Below are 15,263 nucleotides of genomic sequence, written 5' to 3' on the forward strand. Positions count from 1 at the left end.
TGCGGGGCACCGGGTCAGCGGGGCACGCGCACGATCTCCAGGGTGACGGTGTTGCGGTGGACAAAGCCCATCGACGCGTAGAGGAGGCGAGCGGGATTGTCCTCGGTGGTGTGCAGGAAGACCTCGTCGCCGCGGTCGCGGATCCCGGCGGCCACCGCCGCGACGATGCGCCGGGCCAGACCGCGGCCGCGGGCGTCCGGGTGCGTGCAGACCGCGCTGATCTCGGTCCAGCCGTCGGGTCGGGCACGCTCGCCGCCCATGGCGAGCAGACGGCCGGTCGCCGGGTCGCGGTAGCCGAGGTAGCGGCCCAGCTCGATGGTGCGCGGCAGGAACGGGCCGGGGTTGGTCAGTTCCACCAGTGCGGTCATCTCGGCGACGTCGGCCGGACCGAGCACTACGAGTTCGTCGTCGGGAACGCCGGGCACGTCGACGCCGGTGTACTGGACCATGCCGAAGGTGCCGGCCACCGTCCACCCGTCCGGCAGCGGCACGTGGCGATCGCGCAGCCCGAGCGTGTGACCCGGTCCGGCCAGGGTCGCGAGGTCGGCGTAGACGGCGTCGGTCAGCGGCTCGGGATGGGCGAAGAAGACCGAGACGTCCGGCTGATAGGCGATCGCGGTGCCGTGGGCGCGGGCGAAGGACCGCTGCCGCCCGCGCAGCGCGTTCCCGAACGGATCGTCGAGCACGGTGACATCGCGGCTCACGCCGACGATCCGAGCTTGGTGACGAAGAAGTCGATCACCTGGTCGAGGGTGTCGCGGGTGGGCTGCCCGGGCTCATCGATCAGGTGCTCGGTCAGCACCGAATGCGGCGGTATCCGGGAGGCGGGGTTCGCGGCGTCGTCGGGCAGTTCGACGCCCACGAACGCGTCGCCCAACTCCTCGCGCAGGAACTCGAAGCGGCTGCCCGGCACCAGCCGGTCGCCCTCGAAGCGGGCACCGAGGACCTGCAGGCCCTTGGCGCAGCGCGCCTTGACGGTGTTCAGGTCGGCGCGGCTGATGTCGATGGTGCGGGCGCGGCCCGGGGTCAGGGCCAGCGGCAGCGACGGCTGGGACAGGACGGGTGCCAGCATGCGGTCGTCGACGGCCATCGCCAGGGCGAAGCCTCCGGTGACGCACATGCCGACCGCGCCGACGCCCGGACCGCCGCACTCGTCGTGCGCGCGGGCGGCCAGCGCCCGCAGCCAGGTCACGACCGGCGAGGACCGACCGGTCGCGAAGAGGGTGAACTCGCGGGAGACACATACCCTGCTGAAGGCCCGGGTGAAGACCGCGCCCACCCGCGCCAGGTCGGTGGCGCCGTCGGGCATCGGGTCGGCGCCGTCGGTGCCGAACAACGACGGCACATACACGGTGAGGCCGGCGGCGGCGACCCGTCGCGCGAACGTGATCACCTTCGGCGTGATGCCCGGGATCTCGGCCAGCACGAGCACCGCGGGGCCGGCGCCGAGCCGGTAGTAGTGGTGCGTGGTGCCGTCGTGGGTGAAGTCGGCGCGGGCGAAGTCGTCGAGCAGGTCGGTCACGACGGCTGCTCGACGATGCGGCCGAACAGCACGCCCTCGAACGGGCGGCCGACGTAGCGGGCCAGGCCGACGATGTCGGGGGAGTCGGGCGGCAGGATGCGCGCGCCCGCGACGTGCACGCGCTCGCCCTCGCGCACCAGGGTGAACTCGCCCGCGGCGAGCACGTTGCGGACCCAGTCCGACTGGGTGCCGTAGGTCAGCGGAATCGACACGCGGCCGTGGTCCACCCAGCACAGCACCGGGTTGGAGTAGGCCTTGCCGGACGTGCGGCCGACGTGCTCGACCACCGCCCACGGCGCGACCCGGGGCGCCCAGATGCCTTGGATCGGATTGGTGACGTACTTGTTGATGCGGGCGACGACCTGGGGGACTCTCATGCCCTCGAACGCTACCGCTACCGGGACGGGATCGGCGTGACGTCGGCGTCGGTCACCAGCAGTGCCTGGTCGTCGGGCAGCATGATCAGCGGCATGCGCGGGGAGTAGCGCGCGTCGATCTCGGCGATGATCTCCGCCGGATACTGGGGGATCTGGCCGTCCGAGTGCGGCACCACCGACGCCTCGAGCAGCCCCAGGCCGCGCAGGTCGGTGAGTCCGGGCGCGGCGGCGACGTCGTCCATCAGCGAGACGGGTTCGGTGCTGGCGCCGGCGAGCACCGATCCGGCGCTGAGGCCGATGTACGGGAGTCCGGCGCGGACCTTGTCGGCCAGCACGACGTCCAGGCCGTGCCGGCGCAGATGATGGAGCAGCACGTAGGTCTCGCCGCCGCAGACGTACAGCGCGTCCAGTGCGTCCAGGCGCGCCGCGAAGGCCTCCGGCGAGGTGTAGTCGCGGGCGGTCACCACCTCGGGGCGGTACCCCAGTTCGGTGAGGCGCGCGGTCTCGATGGCGGTGAACACCGCGTCTCCGTAGGGCAGCGCCGCGTCGTTGAGGTAGCCGAGGCGGACGGCCGAGCGCGGGCCGGGGGCGGCGTCGTCGAGGAAGTCGGTCAGGGCGCCGATGCCCCACGAGAGCAGTAGCAGTCGCATACCGGCAGCGTAGTGCCGGGGAGGAGCCGCCGCCGGGCGCGGTGAATACTGGGGCGCATGGTCACCACCGAGCAGGCGTCGATCGACGCATCCGAGTTCCGGTTGCATGTGGCATCCGAGTCCCTGCGGCTGTTCGCCGAGCGCGGGTACGAGGCGACCACCGTCGATGACATCGCCGCGGCCGCGGGAACGTCCCGCCGCACCCTCTTCCGGCAGTTCGGGTCCAAGGAGGACCTGATCTTCGCCGACCACGAGTCCCTGCTCGATCAGGTCGCCGAGCACCTGGCCTCGGCCGTCGACGACGACGATCCGTGGTGGGTGGTGTGCGAGGGCGCGGAGACGGTGTTCGCCCATTTCGCCGACAACCGCGATCTGGCCGCCCGCCGCTACGCGGTGGTGTCGCAGGTCGCGAACCTGCGCGACCGGGAACTGGTGACCGCACTGCGCTACCAACGGCTCTTCGAGGAGCACCTGCGCCGCACGCGGCCGGATGCGCCGCCGGCTCGGGTCGTCGCCTACGCGGCCGCGGTCACCGCGGTGCACAACTATCTGCTCCGCCAGGTCAGCCGCGGCGATGCGGACGCCACGGCCGCGGTGCTGAACGCCGAGCTGCGACGACTCTGGGAGACGCTCGCCGAACGCTGAGTGTTGACTCACCCCCGCCGTCGTGGTGCACTTGAACCGAACCGGCTGTGGCACTTAGTGCCAGGAGGAGTGTAGACAATGGCATTCGGCAACCCTGATTTCGATCTGTTCCAGCTTCCCGAGGAGCATCAGGCGCTGCGCGAGGCGATCCGTGCCCTCGCGGAGAAGGAGATCGCCCCCTACGCCAAGGAGGTCGACGAGAACGCCCGCTTCCCCGAGGAGGCCCGTAAGGCTCTCGTGGACAACGGCTTCAACGCCATCCACGTCCCGGAGCAGTTCGACGGCCAGGGCGCGGACTCCGTCGCCGCCTGCATCGTGATCGAAGAGGTCGCCCGCGTCGACGTCTCTGCCTCGCTGATCCCCGCCGTCAACAAGCTGGGCACCATGGGTCTGATCCTGGCCGGTTCCGAGGAGCTCAAGGCGCAGGTGCTGCCGTCGATCGCCTCCGGTGAGGCGATGGCCTCCTACGCGCTGTCCGAGCGCGAGGCCGGTTCCGACGCCGCCGCCATGAAGACCCGCGCCCGCCGCGAAGGCGATTCGTGGATCATCAACGGCTCCAAGTGCTGGATCACCAACGGCGGCCAGTCGAGCTGGTACACCGTGATGGCGGTGACCGACCCGGAGAAGGGTGCCAACGGCATCTCGGCGTTCATGGTCCACAAGGACGACGAAGGCTTCACGGTGGGCCCGCTGGAGCACAAGCTCGGCATCAAGGGCAGCCCTACCGCTGAGCTGTACTTCGAGAACTGCACCATCCCGGCGGACCGCATCATCGGCGAGGAGGGCACCGGCTTCAAGACCGCGTTGGCCACCCTCGACCACACCCGCCCGACCATCGGCGCGCAGGCCGTCGGTGTGGCGCAGGGCGCCCTCGACCAGGCCATCGCCTACGTCAAGGAGCGCAAGCAGTTCGGCAAGACCATCAGCCAGTTCCAGGGTGTCGAGTTCATGATCGCCGACATGGCGATGAAGGTTGAAGCCGCTCGCCTCATGGTCTACAGCGCCGCGGCGCGCGCCGAGCGCGGTACCGGCAAGCTGGGCTTCATCAGCGCCGCCTCCAAGTGTCTGGCCTCGGACGTCGCGATGGAGGTCACCACCGACGCCGTGCAGTTGTTCGGCGGTGCCGGCTACACCACCGACTTCCCGGTGGAGCGCATGATGCGCGACGCCAAGATCACTCAGATCTACGAGGGTACCAACCAGATCCAGCGGATGGTGATGGCGCGCGCTCTGCTGCGCTGACACCCCGCCCGATCGGGCAGACCCGGGAAGCGGATCGCGGCCACCATCGGTGGCGGCGGTCCGCTTTTCACGTCAGGGTGAGGTCGGTGTGCGCGGTGTCGGCGATCGCGGCCAGATCCAGGTCCGCGGCCGGATCGGCGTAGACCAGCGCCGCACCGACTGCCATCGGGGCCACCAGGTGGGCGAGGACGTCGTCGGCGGTGCGCCACGGTCGTGTCGACAGCACCCGTGCCCCGGCGGCGATCCCGTCCGCGGCGGCGGACGCGCGGGCGGCGGCGAGCGTCTGGTCGACGCTGCGGCCGAGCATCGCTTCGCCACCGACGCCGCCGGGGGAGAAGTGGTCGCCGTGCGGACGCACGGTGTCGCCGAAGTCGGCGGCGAACGGCGGCAGATCGGGGGTGCGTCCGGCGAACGGATCCAGCGGCAGCACCACCGTCTCCTCGGCGTCCGGGTAGGCGTCGACGCCGGCGAGGTCGGTGAAGACCACGCGCGCCTCGGTGGCGGCGTCGTCGCCGATGTCCACACGCAGACCCGCCCACCAGCTGCCGAGCAGCACGGCCGCGGTCTGCCAGTGCTCGGGCGCCGCCACGCCCACGGCGTCGCCGGGGAACAGGCCGACTTCGTCGCGCAGATAGTTCGCGATCTTGGCCGCCCAGTTCTCCAGGGTCGCACCGGACAGGCCGATGCGCTGGGCCGCCCCGTAGTAGGTCAGCAGGGGGCGTGCGCGGTCGTCGACGGCGGCCAGCAGGGCACCGGTGAGAGTCGGATCGGCCATGTCAGTACACGCAGACCGGGCCGTCGGTGTCGGCCTTGATCGCCGTCGGAGCCTTGGCGGTGGATCCCGGCGCGGCCGGCGAGTTGCCGTCGGCGGCGTTGTCGCCCTGCGGGCCGGTGTTCCAGATGGCGCCGAGACCGGTGTAGGTGTTGGTGAGCACCGCGCGGACGCGGTCGTCGGGCAGCGAGGAGTCCTCGCGGATCTCGATGTTTCCGCCGAGATCCCGGGCGAGCTGGCGGGCGCCGTCGTTGTCGGTGGAGTTCGCGAAGATGATCGAGTCGAACTCGTTCATCGGCTTGCTCGACGTCTCGCCCTCCTTGTAGCCCTTGGCGGTCAGCAGCCCGGCGACGTTGGCGGCCAGACCGTCGACGGTGCCGGCGTTCACCACGTCCACGGTGATCCCGGCGCGGCCGCCGGACTCGCCCTGGGCGGCGGTGCCGAGCTGACGATCGACGAACGTCTTGACCTGTGCGGGATCCACCTCGACGACGCTCTGCGTGCCGTCGTCGCTCCACCCGTGATCGGTGATCACCGGGATGGTGGTGAATTTGACGTCGCCGCCGCTGAGATCCTTGAGCGAGTTCGCGAGGTTCAGGATGTCCCAGCCGTCGTCGATCGCCACCGACCGCGCCACGGCGGTCTCGAGCTCGCCCAACTTGGCCGGGTTGGTGAGGGTCTGGGTCGACAGGATGCGCTGCGCGAGGGAGGCCATGTACACCTGCTGGCGGGTGATGCGGTCGAGGTCGCCGCGCGGCAGATCGTGACGCTGGCGCACGAAGCTGAGCGCCTTGGGGCCGTTGAGGGTCTGTCGTCCGGCGCGGAAGCGGGCGCCGGACAGCGGCTCGCGGACCGCCTGCTTGAGGCAGACCTCGACGCCGCCGACGGCGTCGGTGAGCAGCGCGAAGCCGAGCAGACCCACCTCCGCGTAGTGGTCGACGGTGACGCCGGTGAGGTTCGCGACCGAATCGATCAGCGCCTTGCGGCCGGCTTTGATGCCCTCGTTCTCGGCGGTCTTCTCGTCGGTCCCCGACTCGACGGCGGTACGACGCACCGTCTCGCGGGTGGAGCCGTAGGCCGCGTTGATCTTGCTCATGCCGATGCCGGGGACCTCGACGTAGGAGTCGCGGGGGATGGAGACGGCGGTCGCGGTGCTGCCGTCGTTGGGGATGCGGATCAGCAGGATCGTGTCCGTGGAGGTGGTGATCTCGTCGCCCACCCGCAGCCACTTGAGCTCCTCGTCGCTGAGCGGGTTGCCCTTGGCGTCGAGGCGGGAGTCGGTGCCGACCAGCAGGATGTCCATCGCGCCGTCGGCGCCGCCGCCGAGTCCGAGGCCGCCGACCAACGTCACCGACGAGTTGAGGCTGGAGATCCGGCTCCAGCCGTATCCGGTGACGACGAGGACCACCACGGTCAGCAACGCGACCAGGCCGCGGCCGAAGGGCAGCAGCTCGTGGATGGTGCGGCGGGGTCGCGGCGGCGGAGGCTTGCGCGGTCCGGTCTTGGTGGTGGCCGCGGCACGACGCGGCCGGGTGTGGATCTCCTCCGAGGAGGTGCGCTGGCGTGTCGAGCGGGCCCGCGTGGAGACCGGAGTGGCCTTGCCCGAGCTGCGGGCGGCCTCCTCGGCGGCCCGCATCGGAGGCGTGCGGCGTCCGCGACGTTCCGGCTCGCCGCCGCCGGACGATGCCCGGCCGCCGGCGCGTCGGTCTCGACCTTCGCGGCGTGGTTCCACCCTCGTGCGTCCCCTCGGTGTTGCAGATGTGACAAGTGTGGTTTCACCCTACTGGTTCGCGACGGCTGGACGCGGTGCGCAACGCCGGTGGTGTCGGACACGCACGCGTGGCGCGAGGGCGGGATCGGCGGTGCGGTGCGGCACCATGGCACCCATGTCCACCCGCATTCATCTCGTCGGTGCGGCCGGCCAACTGGGGGCGGCCTTCGCCGCGCGCACGCCGGCCGACGTCGACCTGGTCCGCTACACCTCGACCGACCTGGACGTGACCGACGCCGCGCAGGTGCGGTCGGCATTGGCCGAGCTGCGGCCCGGGGAGACGGTGGTCAACGCCGCCGCCTACACCGATGTCGACGGCGCGCAGGAGGACGCGGCGGGAGCGTATGCGGTCAACGCCGACGGGCCGGGTCACCTCGCCGCCGCCACGGCCGCGGCCGGCGCTCGGCTGGTGCACGTGTCCACCGACTACGTCTTCGCACCGCCGCCCGGGCAGAGCGCGCCGCTGGAGCCCGGCGATCTGGATCCGGCCGCGACCCCGGCGACGGTGTACGGGGCCAGCAAACTGGCGGGGGAGCGCGCGGCCCGCGCCGCCGATCCGTCGACCACCGTGGTGCGCACCGCGTGGGTGTACACCGGCGGCCTCGACTCCCCGGACTTCGTCGGCACCATGCGTCGCCTCGAGGCCGCCCGCCCGGAACTGTCCGTGGTCGACGATCAGCGCGGCTCGCCCACCCATGTCGGTGACCTGGCCGACGGACTGTGGGAACTGGTGGGGCAGGTGGGCGCGGCCGACGACCGCACCGCGGGCGCCGTGCTGCACGCCGCGGGCGGCGGCGAGGCCACGTGGTACGACCTGGCGTGCGCGGTGTTCGCCGAGATCGGCGCCGACCCGGCGCGGGTGCACCCGTGCACCACGGCCGATTTTCCGCGCCCCGCGCCGCGCCCGGCGTTCTCGGTGCTCTCCGGGCGCTCCTGGGCGGCCGCCGGCCTGACCCCGCTGCCGCACTGGCGCGGCGCGCTGTCGGCGGCGCTCGCGCCCGACGCTAGGCTGTTGCGGTGACTTCCCAGCCCGTCCCGCCGGTCGGCGTAGTGACCGTGACGTACTCCTCCGGCGAGTATCTGCACAATTTCCTGCGCACCCTGAAGACCGCGACTACCGCGCCGGTGCAGGTGATCATCGCCGACAACGGCTCCGACGACGGCGCACCGGAGGCGGCCGCGGCCGCCGATCCCGCGGTGACGCTGGTGGACACCGGCGGCAACCTCGGCTACGGCGGCGGCATGAACCGCGGCGTCGCCGCGCTGGACCCGGACGTCGAGTTCATCGTCATCGCCAACCCGGACATCGAATGGTCACCCGGCTCGCTCGACGAGCTGCTCGCCGCGGCGCGCCGCTGGCCGCGCGCCGGCGCCCTCGGCCCGCTGATCACCGAACCCGACGGCACCGTCTACCCGTCGGCCCGCCGCGTGCCCGATCTGGTCTCCGGCACCGGTCACGCCCTGCTCGGCAAGGTGTGGAAGAACAATCCGTGGACGGTGCGCTACCGCAATGAGGACGCCGCACTCGTCGAGCGGCCGGTGGGCTGGCTGAGTGGCTCGTGCCTGCTGGTGCGTCGTGCCGCGTTCGACAGCATCGACGGCTTCGACTCCCGCTACTTCATGTTCATGGAGGACGTGGACCTCGGCGACCGCCTGAGCACGGCGGGCTGGCTGAACGTCTTCGTACCGTCCGCGGTGGCGATGCACGCCAAGAGTCATTCGGTGTCCCGGCATCCCGAACGCATGATCGCCGCGCACCACGACAGCGCCTACCGCTTCCAGGCCGATCGGCACCCGGGCCCCGCGTGGGCGCCGGTGCGCTGGGGCCTGCGCGCCGGACTGGCCGTGCGCGCCAAACTCGAGATCGCCGCCGCGCTGCGCGCGCAGGCCGCCGACTCCGCGTCTACCGAAGAAGAAAGGTGACCCTCGTGGCTACTGACGTTCAGGCCGTGATCCTGGTGGGCGGCAAGGGCACGCGCCTGCGGCCGCTCACCCTGTCGGCCCCGAAGCCGATGCTGCCGACCGCCGGCGTGCCGTTCCTCACGCACCTGATCTCCCGGATCCGGGATGCGGGCGTCACCGACATCGTGCTCGGCACGTCGTACCAGGCGGAGGTCTTCTCCGATTACTACGGCGACGGCGCCGACCTCGGCGTGAAGCTCACCTACGTCACCGAGACCGAGGCCCTCGGCACCGGCGGCGGCATCCGGAACGTCTTCGACGAGCTCACCGCCGACACGGTGCTCGTGTTCAACGGCGACGTCCTCGGCGGCACCGACATCCGCGAGGTCCTCGACACCCACCGCAGCTCCGATGCGGAAGTCACCCTGCACCTGGTCCGCGTCGGCGATCCGCGGGCCTTCGGCTGCGTGCCGACCGACGGCGACGGCCGGGTCACCGCGTTCCTGGAGAAGACTCAGGATCCGCCCACCAACCAGATCAACGCCGGCACGTACGTGTTCCGGCGCGAGGTGATCGCCGAGATCCCGGCCGGACGTCCGGTCTCGGTGGAGCGCGAGGTGTTCCCGCGACTGCTGGCCGCCGGCCGTCACGTGCACGCCTACGTCGACGACGCCTACTGGCGCGACATGGGCACCCCGGAGGACTTCGTCCGCGGCTCGGCCGACCTCGTGCGCGGCATCGCGCCGTCGCCCGCTCTCCGCGGCGCGGGCGGCGAAGCACTGGTCAAGGACGGTGCGCAGGTCGCGCCCGACGCGGTCCTGATCGGCGGCACGGTGATCGGCGCGAACGCGAAGATCGGTTCCGGCGCCCGGCTCGACGGCGCGGTGATCTTCGACGAGGCCGTCGTGGAGGACGGCGCGGTGGTCGAGCGCAGCATCGTGGGCTTCGGCGCCCGCGTGGGTGCCGGCGCTCTGGTTCGCGACACCGTGATCGGCGACCACGCCGTCATCGGCGCGCGCTGCGAACTGCTCCGCGGCGCCCGGGTGTGGCCGGGAGTACAGCTGCCGGAGAGCGGTATCCGCTTCTCCACCGACGTCTGACCGCGGCGGTCAGCGCGCCTTCGCGGCCGCCAGCAGACCCGTGCCCACCGGTACGACGGCCGGCAGCAGCCGGTCGTCGTCGGCGATCAGCTGGGCGGCCTCGCGCGCGGTGAAGGTGCGCGGATCGTCGGACGACGGGTCGGCGATGGTGCCGCCCGCGGACGCGTTGTTCACCACGAGCACGCCGCCCGGCCGCAGGATCCGCACGGCCTCGGTCACGTAGGCGGGGTAGCTCAGCAGCGGACCGTCGATGAACACCACGTCGTAGGTCTCGTCGGCCAGCCGGGTCAGCACGTCCGTCGGCGCGCCGGTGATGAGCCGTGTGCGTCCCGGCGCGATGCCGGCATCGGCGAACGCCTGGCGCGCGGCCCGGTGATGTTCGGGTTCGGGATCGATGGTCGTCAGGATGCCGGTCGGTGGCATGCCGGCCAGCAGCCACAGCCCGCTCACGCCCACCCCGGTGCCGATCTCCACCACGTGCTGGGCGTTCGCGATCCGGGTGAACAACGACAGCAGGGCGCCGGTGGCGGGGGAGACGGCCGTCGCCCCCAGTTCCTGGGCGCGGGCCCGCGCCGACCGCAGTGCATCGTCTTCGATGATGGCGGATTCGGCGTAGGCGGCCAGCGCGGCGGCGGACTTGTCAGTCGTGCCCAGTTCAGTCATGTCCAGTAGGGTGCCACGACCTCGACCGACCTGCGCGAGTGGCGCGCCGGACGTGGGCCGCATCGCACGCCGACTCCCGCCCGGACGCTTCCTCAGCGAACACTCAGGCCGGTAACAGCGATCGCACACCGGAGTACGACAGGCTTTGCTCTGTCGGTTCGGGAATACCGGCCGCACCAGCGGTGTTGGACCGCTCACAGTCACGAAAGGACTCGATCAACACGGTGAAGGCATCACAACGCAGTGAGGCACACGCTTCCTTCGCGGGAACCGCAGGGTTCGACGCGAGCGGCGACCGCACGCTGATGCCGACGTGGGAGGACCTGGTCGCCGAACACGCCGACCGGGTGTACCGCCTCGCTTTCCGGCTCAGCGGCAACCAGCACGACGCCGAGGACCTCACGCAGGAGACGTTCATCCGCGTCTTCCGTTCGCTGAACAAGTACCAGGCCGGCACCTTCGAGGGCTGGCTGCACCGCATCACCACGAACCTGTTCCTGGACATGGTGCGCCGCCGCGCGAAGATCCGCATGGAGGCCCTGGAGACCGGCTACGAGCGGATCAGCGCCGACACGCCCGATCCGCAGCAGGCCTACGCCGACGCCAGCCTGGACCCGGACCTGCAGCAGGCGCTCGACGCGCTGGCGCCGGAGTTCCGCGCCGCCGTCGTCCTGTGCGACATCGAAGGCCTCTCGTACGAGGAGATCGCGGCGACCATGGGCGTCAAGATGGGCACCGTCCGCAGTCGTATCCATCGCGGCCGGCAGGGGATCCGCGAATTCCTCGCGGCGCGCGGGCACACCGACAGTCGTTCGGTGGCCGTCGGCCACGGTGTTTGATCCCTCGGGGTTTGATCCCTCGGTGTTTGATCCCTGGGGGCGTAGTCCTTGTGGGCCTGATCGCTTGGGGCTGGATCCGTCGGCGGCTGAACCCCTCGGCGGGGACGTTCGGTTAGGCTGGATGCATCTCCGCCGCGACCGTGGTGGGAGTCCTGCTGGTGTGAAAGAGGTGCCGCCCGTGGCAGACGACCGAACCTCCCGGACACGGCGCTGGACGTCGGCGGGTGCGACCTTCGCCCCGAATCCGGAGTATCGCGCCGGTCGCGCCTTCGGCTCCACCGATCACCTCGCCGCCGACGCGGTCGTCGCCTACGTCGACGGCGTGCTGCGCGGTACCGCCCGCGGCCGCGCCGAGGAACACCTGCGTCTGTGCCCGGGCTGCGCCGCCGAGGTGTCCGCCCAGACCGACGCGCGGTCCCTGCTGCGCGGCTGCGGCGCGGTCCATGCGCCGTCGAGCCTGATCGGCCAGCTGAGCCAGACCCCACCCGCGATCCCCACCGCGAGATCCCCACCGCGAGATCGATGTGCGCGACGTGCGCCGACGGAGCCGCTGACACGTGAGCACTACTCCCGACTGGGCGACCCGCGACGAGGCCGACCCGCAGCCCGCTCCCGCGCGCCGCGAGCACCCCGCGGTCTCCCCGCAGACCGCCGCGGTCTTCGGTCGACCCGACGGTGTGGCGGGCTCGTTCTCCACCGCGCCCAGCCGCCGCCCGCAACCCGAGCTCGCGCCGCCCGACCCGGTGCTGGCCGAAGCCTTCAGTCGTCCCGCGGGCGCGTCCAGCGCCCTGCAGCGCGACCCCTACGCGACCTACGGCAGCGAGGTCGCCGAGACCGAGCCCGACGATCCGTGGCGCGATCCGGCCAGCGGTGCGCACCTGGAAGGTCCCGCGCTCGCGGAAGCGTCGTCGACCACCGAGCGCCCGGCCGGCCCCAAACTCGGCGTCACCGACCTGCTCTTCGGTCGGCGCGTGCACTGGTGGGCGCTGGCCTCCCTCGCCATCGTGGCCCTCCTGGTCGGCGTGGCCGGCGGTCTGATCGGCCGGTGGACCGCCGAGGCGGTCCCGCCGCTGAACTCCAACTCGGTGAGCCTCGACGTGGACGACTCCGCGGTGGCCTCCACCGACATCGCGAAGGTCGCCAAGGCCGTGGCGCCCTCGGTCGTGATGATCGAGGTCCGCACCGCGGGCAGCGGCGGCTCCGGCTCCGGCTTCGTTGTCGACAAGCTCGGCTACATCGTCACCAACAACCACGTGATCTCGCTCGCCGCCAACGACAAGAGCGCCAAGCTCGAAGTGGTCTTCTCCGACCACTCCCGCGTCCCGGCGCGCATCGTCGGCCGGGACGTGAAGACCGACGTCGCCGTCCTCAAGGTCGACAACGTGGAGAACCTCACCGTCGCCAAGCTCGGCGACTCGGCCAAGCTCGAGATCGGGCAGCCGGTGATCGCCTTCGGTGCGCCGCTGGGCCTGGACCGGACCGTGACCACCGGCATCGTGAGCGCCGTCGACCGTCCCGTGCCGCTGCGCCCGGACGCCTCGTCGGACACCGACGCGGTGATCAACGCGATCCAGACCGACGCCGCCATCAACCCCGGCAACTCCGGCGGCCCGCTGGTCGACGGTCAGGGACGCGTGATCGGCATCAACACCGCGATCGCCGCGGCCGGCGGCGGCTCGATCGGGCTGGGCTTCGCGATCCCCATCAACGAAGTGATCCCGATCACCGAGGCGTTGATCAAGGACGGCTCGATGCGGCACCCGCAGATCGGCGTCACCGCGTCGACGGTCCGCAACGACCAGGTCTTCGGAGCGCGCGTCAAGGACGTGGCGGCCGGCAGCCCCGCGGCGAGCGCCGGGATCAAGGAGAACGACGTCATCACCGAGTTCGACGGCAAGCCCATCGAGGGTGCCGACGAGTTGACCGTCGCCGTGCGAACGTCGACCATCGGTGAAGAGGTGAAGTACACCTACTGGCGAGACGGGCGGACCTTCACCGGCACCATCACGCCGCGCGGCGACTAGAGGCGACAACGATGTTCAGCAGTATCGGATGGGGCGAGGTCCTGATCCTCATCGTCGCGGCCCTGGTGATCCTGGGCCCCGAACGCCTGCCCGGCGCCATCACCTGGGTGATGCAGTCGGTGCGGAAGGCGCGCGACTACGCCACCGGCGCGTCGAAGGACCTGCAGGACCAGATGGGCACCGACTTCGACTCCATCCGCGAACCCCTGCAGCAGCTCAACGAACTGCGCCAGATGACGCCCAAGGCGATCGTCACCAAGCATCTGTTCGACGGCGACTCGTCGTCGATCGACTCCCTGGAGGGTTCGGTCCGCGACTCGCTGAGCCTGTCCGGCCCGGCCCCGGCCAATCCGCACCCGGTCGTGCCCGCGGGCGAGACGACGCCCGCCCCGCCGGTCACCCAGGTGGATCCCGCGCGGCTCAACGCCGACACTCCGCCGCCGCCGCGCGCCGCGCGCGACCACGACGTCACCGACTGGGACGCCACCTAGCCCGCGCGCTCCCGCGAGAGCATTCCGGTCCCGAGAGACGACTCCGCTCCCGCGGGCCTCGTGGAGGCCGCGGGAGCGGAAGGCTCTCGCGGGAAGCGGCGGCGGCGGGCCGCCGAATGGCTCAGTGGCGGACGGTGTCGATGCCCAGGCTCATGCCGGCCAGACCGCGGCGGCGGACGGCGAGCTTGTCGGCGACGGCGCGCAGCGCCGCGCCGGAGGGGGAGTCCGGAGCCGAGAGCACCACGGGGACACCGCTGTCGCCGCCCTCGCGGAGCTGCTGCTCCAGCGGGACCTGACCGAGCAGCTCCACCGGGGCGCCCACCGCGCGCGTGAGGCGCTCGGCGACGGTCGCGCCGCCGCCGGAGCCGAAGGGCTCCATGCGGGTGCCGTCGGGCAGCTGGAGCCACGACATGTTCTCCACCACGCCGAGGATCTTCTGGCGGGTCTGCAGGGCGATCGCACCGGCCCGCTCGGCCACCTCGGCGGCGGCCTGCTGCGGGGTGGTGACCACCAGGATCTCGGCGCCCGGGATGAGCTGCGCGATGGAGATCGCGACGTCGCCGGTGCCCGGCGGCAGGTCCAGGAGCAGCACGTCCAGGTCGCCCCAGTAGACGTCGGCCAGGAACTGCTGCAGCGCGCGGTGCAGCATCGGTCCGCGCCAGGTGACCGGGGTGTTGCCGTCGGTGAACTGGCCGATGGAGATGAACTTCACGCCGTGGCTGATCGGCGGCATGATCATCGACTCCACCTGCGTGGGCTTGGCATCGCTGCCCAGCATGCGGGGGACGCTGTGGCCGTAGATGTCGGCATCCAGCACGCCCACCGACAGGCCGCGGTCGGCGAGCGCCGCCGCGAGGTTCACCGTGACGCTGGATTTGCCGACGCCGCCCTTGCCGGAGGCGATGGCGTACACGCGGGTCAGGTTGCCGGGCTTGGCGAACGGGATCTCCGGCTCGGCGCGGTCGCCGCGCAGCTGCTTGCGCAGGGCGGTGCGCTGCTCGTCGTTCATCACGTCGAGTTCCACGCGGACCTCGCCCACGCCGGGCACGTCGGAGACGGCGTCGCGGACGCTGTCGCTGATCTTGCCCTTCATCGGACAGCCCGAGGTGGTGAGGTAGATGCCGACGTCGACGCTGCCGTCGTCGGCGACGGCGACGGACTTGACCATGTTCAGATCGGTGATCGGTTTGCCGATCTCGGGATCGGCCACCTTGCTCAACGCCGAACGGACAGCGGATTCGGTGGGGGTGCCTGCGGTGCTCACA

General features: G+C 71.4%; 17 protein-coding genes. 8 read left to right on the forward strand and 9 right to left on the reverse strand.

Going from position 1 to position 15,263, the window contains the following annotated elements; translation table 11 throughout:
• Positions 1 to 14: 14 nt before the first annotated feature.
• The 4 genes from MUG78_RS11570 to MUG78_RS11585 are packed head-to-tail and all read right to left on the reverse strand — an operon-like array spanning position 15 to position 2,549.
• Complete coding sequence (locus MUG78_RS11570) at positions 15 to 704, reverse strand: GNAT family N-acetyltransferase (protein ID WP_246994943.1); 690 nt, start codon at positions 702 to 704, stop codon at positions 15 to 17.
• Complete coding sequence (locus MUG78_RS11575; protein WP_246994945.1) at positions 701 to 1,522, reverse strand: dienelactone hydrolase family protein; 822 nt, start codon at positions 1,520 to 1,522, stop codon at positions 701 to 703. The genes MUG78_RS11570 and MUG78_RS11575 overlap by 4 nt, the downstream gene beginning before the upstream one ends.
• Positions 1,519 to 1,899, reverse strand: a complete 381-nt coding sequence (locus MUG78_RS11580) for a nitroreductase family deazaflavin-dependent oxidoreductase (protein ID WP_246994946.1) — start codon at positions 1,897 to 1,899, stop codon at positions 1,519 to 1,521. The genes MUG78_RS11575 and MUG78_RS11580 overlap by 4 nt, the downstream gene beginning before the upstream one ends.
• Before the next feature lie 17 nt (positions 1,900 to 1,916).
• Positions 1,917 to 2,549, reverse strand: coding sequence for a Type 1 glutamine amidotransferase-like domain-containing protein (locus MUG78_RS11585; protein WP_246994948.1), 633 nt, complete (start codon positions 2,547 to 2,549; stop codon positions 1,917 to 1,919).
• 57 nt (positions 2,550 to 2,606) lie between these two features.
• Between MUG78_RS11585 and MUG78_RS11590 the strand changes: the two genes are divergently transcribed.
• Both MUG78_RS11590 and MUG78_RS11595 read left to right on the forward strand, forming a co-directional pair.
• Positions 2,607 to 3,194 (forward strand): TetR/AcrR family transcriptional regulator, encoded by a 588-nt coding sequence (locus MUG78_RS11590; RefSeq protein WP_246994950.1) that lies wholly within the window; start codon positions 2,607 to 2,609, stop codon positions 3,192 to 3,194.
• A gap of 78 nt (positions 3,195 to 3,272) precedes the next feature.
• Positions 3,273 to 4,436, forward strand: a complete 1,164-nt coding sequence (locus tag MUG78_RS11595) for an acyl-CoA dehydrogenase (protein ID WP_246994952.1) — start codon at positions 3,273 to 3,275, stop codon at positions 4,434 to 4,436.
• A gap of 67 nt (positions 4,437 to 4,503) precedes the next feature.
• Here MUG78_RS11595 and MUG78_RS11600 read toward each other — a convergent pair whose 3' ends face one another.
• A complete protein-coding gene (locus MUG78_RS11600) occupies positions 4,504 to 5,211 on the reverse strand; it encodes a TIGR03089 family protein (protein ID WP_246994954.1) in 708 nt (235 codons plus the stop codon).
• Position 5,212: 1 nt separating this feature from the next.
• Positions 5,213 to 6,844 (reverse strand): LCP family protein, encoded by a 1,632-nt coding sequence (locus tag MUG78_RS11605; protein ID WP_246996990.1) that lies wholly within the window; start codon positions 6,842 to 6,844, stop codon positions 5,213 to 5,215.
• 241 nt (positions 6,845 to 7,085) lie between these two features.
• Here MUG78_RS11605 and rfbD point away from each other — a divergent pair, with 241 nt between their 5' ends.
• The 3 genes from rfbD to manB are packed head-to-tail and all read left to right on the forward strand — an operon-like array spanning position 7,086 to position 9,981.
• A complete protein-coding gene (gene rfbD, locus MUG78_RS11610; RefSeq protein ID WP_372493198.1) occupies positions 7,086 to 8,000 on the forward strand; it encodes a dTDP-4-dehydrorhamnose reductase in 915 nt (304 codons plus the stop codon).
• Positions 7,997 to 8,902, forward strand: a complete 906-nt coding sequence (locus MUG78_RS11615; protein ID WP_246994957.1) for a glycosyltransferase — start codon at positions 7,997 to 7,999, stop codon at positions 8,900 to 8,902. Before rfbD ends, MUG78_RS11615 begins: the two co-directional genes overlap by 4 nt.
• 5 nt (positions 8,903 to 8,907) lie before the next feature.
• On the forward strand, positions 8,908 to 9,981 hold the full coding sequence (gene manB / locus MUG78_RS11620; protein WP_246994959.1) for a mannose-1-phosphate guanylyltransferase: 1,074 nt from the start codon (positions 8,908 to 8,910) through the stop codon (positions 9,979 to 9,981).
• 9 nt (positions 9,982 to 9,990) lie between these two features.
• On the opposite strand, the gene MUG78_RS11625 is transcribed toward manB, so the two are convergent.
• Positions 9,991 to 10,644, reverse strand: coding sequence for an O-methyltransferase (locus MUG78_RS11625; protein ID WP_246994961.1), 654 nt, complete (start codon positions 10,642 to 10,644; stop codon positions 9,991 to 9,993).
• A gap of 185 nt (positions 10,645 to 10,829) precedes the next feature.
• On the opposite strand from MUG78_RS11625, the gene sigE reads away from it, so the two are divergent.
• Positions 10,830 to 11,483, forward strand: a complete 654-nt coding sequence (sigE, locus tag MUG78_RS11630) for an RNA polymerase sigma factor SigE (protein WP_281499825.1) — start codon at positions 10,830 to 10,832, stop codon at positions 11,481 to 11,483.
• A gap of 112 nt (positions 11,484 to 11,595) precedes the next feature.
• On the opposite strand, the gene MUG78_RS11635 is transcribed toward sigE, so the two are convergent.
• Complete coding sequence (locus MUG78_RS11635; protein WP_246994963.1) at positions 11,596 to 11,928, reverse strand: hypothetical protein; 333 nt, start codon at positions 11,926 to 11,928, stop codon at positions 11,596 to 11,598.
• A 112-nt stretch (positions 11,929 to 12,040) separates the two neighbouring features.
• On the opposite strand from MUG78_RS11635, the gene MUG78_RS11640 reads away from it, so the two are divergent.
• On the forward strand, positions 12,041 to 13,507 hold the full coding sequence (locus MUG78_RS11640) for a S1C family serine protease (protein WP_246994965.1): 1,467 nt from the start codon (positions 12,041 to 12,043) through the stop codon (positions 13,505 to 13,507).
• 11 nt (positions 13,508 to 13,518) lie between these two features.
• Positions 13,519 to 13,998, forward strand: a complete 480-nt coding sequence (gene tatB / locus MUG78_RS11645) for a Sec-independent protein translocase protein TatB (RefSeq protein ID WP_246994967.1) — start codon at positions 13,519 to 13,521, stop codon at positions 13,996 to 13,998.
• Positions 13,999 to 14,119: 121 nt separating this feature from the next.
• On the opposite strand, the gene MUG78_RS11650 is transcribed toward tatB, so the two are convergent.
• Positions 14,120 to 15,262 (reverse strand): Mrp/NBP35 family ATP-binding protein, encoded by a 1,143-nt coding sequence (locus MUG78_RS11650; RefSeq protein ID WP_246994969.1) that lies wholly within the window; start codon positions 15,260 to 15,262, stop codon positions 14,120 to 14,122.
• Between the last annotated feature and the right edge of the window lies 1 nt (position 15,263).

The organism is Gordonia alkaliphila (genome assembly GCF_023017165.1).
GTDB lineage: Bacteria > Actinomycetota > Actinomycetes > Mycobacteriales > Mycobacteriaceae > Gordonia > Gordonia alkaliphila.

Coding starts and splice junctions, on each gene's coding strand:
- MUG78_RS11580 (WP_246994946.1), bottom strand. CDS start 1,899: ATGAGAGTCCCCCAGGTCGTCGCCCGCATCAACAAGTACGTCACCAAT.
- MUG78_RS11585 (WP_246994948.1), bottom strand. CDS start 2,549: ATGCGACTGCTACTGCTCTCGTGGGGCATCGGCGCCCTGACCGACTTC.
- MUG78_RS11590 (WP_246994950.1), top strand. CDS start 2,607: ATGGTCACCACCGAGCAGGCGTCGATCGACGCATCCGAGTTCCGGTTG.
- MUG78_RS11595 (WP_246994952.1), top strand. CDS start 3,273: ATGGCATTCGGCAACCCTGATTTCGATCTGTTCCAGCTTCCCGAGGAG.
- MUG78_RS11600 (WP_246994954.1), bottom strand. CDS start 5,211: ATGGCCGATCCGACTCTCACCGGTGCCCTGCTGGCCGCCGTCGACGAC.
- MUG78_RS11605 (WP_246996990.1), bottom strand. CDS start 6,844: ATGCGGGCCGCCGAGGAGGCCGCCCGCAGCTCGGGCAAGGCCACTCCG.
- rfbD (WP_372493198.1), top strand. CDS start 7,086: ATGGCACCCATGTCCACCCGCATTCATCTCGTCGGTGCGGCCGGCCAA.
- MUG78_RS11625 (WP_246994961.1), bottom strand. CDS start 10,644: ATGACTGAACTGGGCACGACTGACAAGTCCGCCGCCGCGCTGGCCGCC.
- MUG78_RS11635 (WP_246994963.1), bottom strand. CDS start 11,928: ATGGACCGCGCCGCAGCCGCGCAGCAGGGACCGCGCGTCGGTCTGGGC.
- tatB (WP_246994967.1), top strand. CDS start 13,519: ATGTTCAGCAGTATCGGATGGGGCGAGGTCCTGATCCTCATCGTCGCG.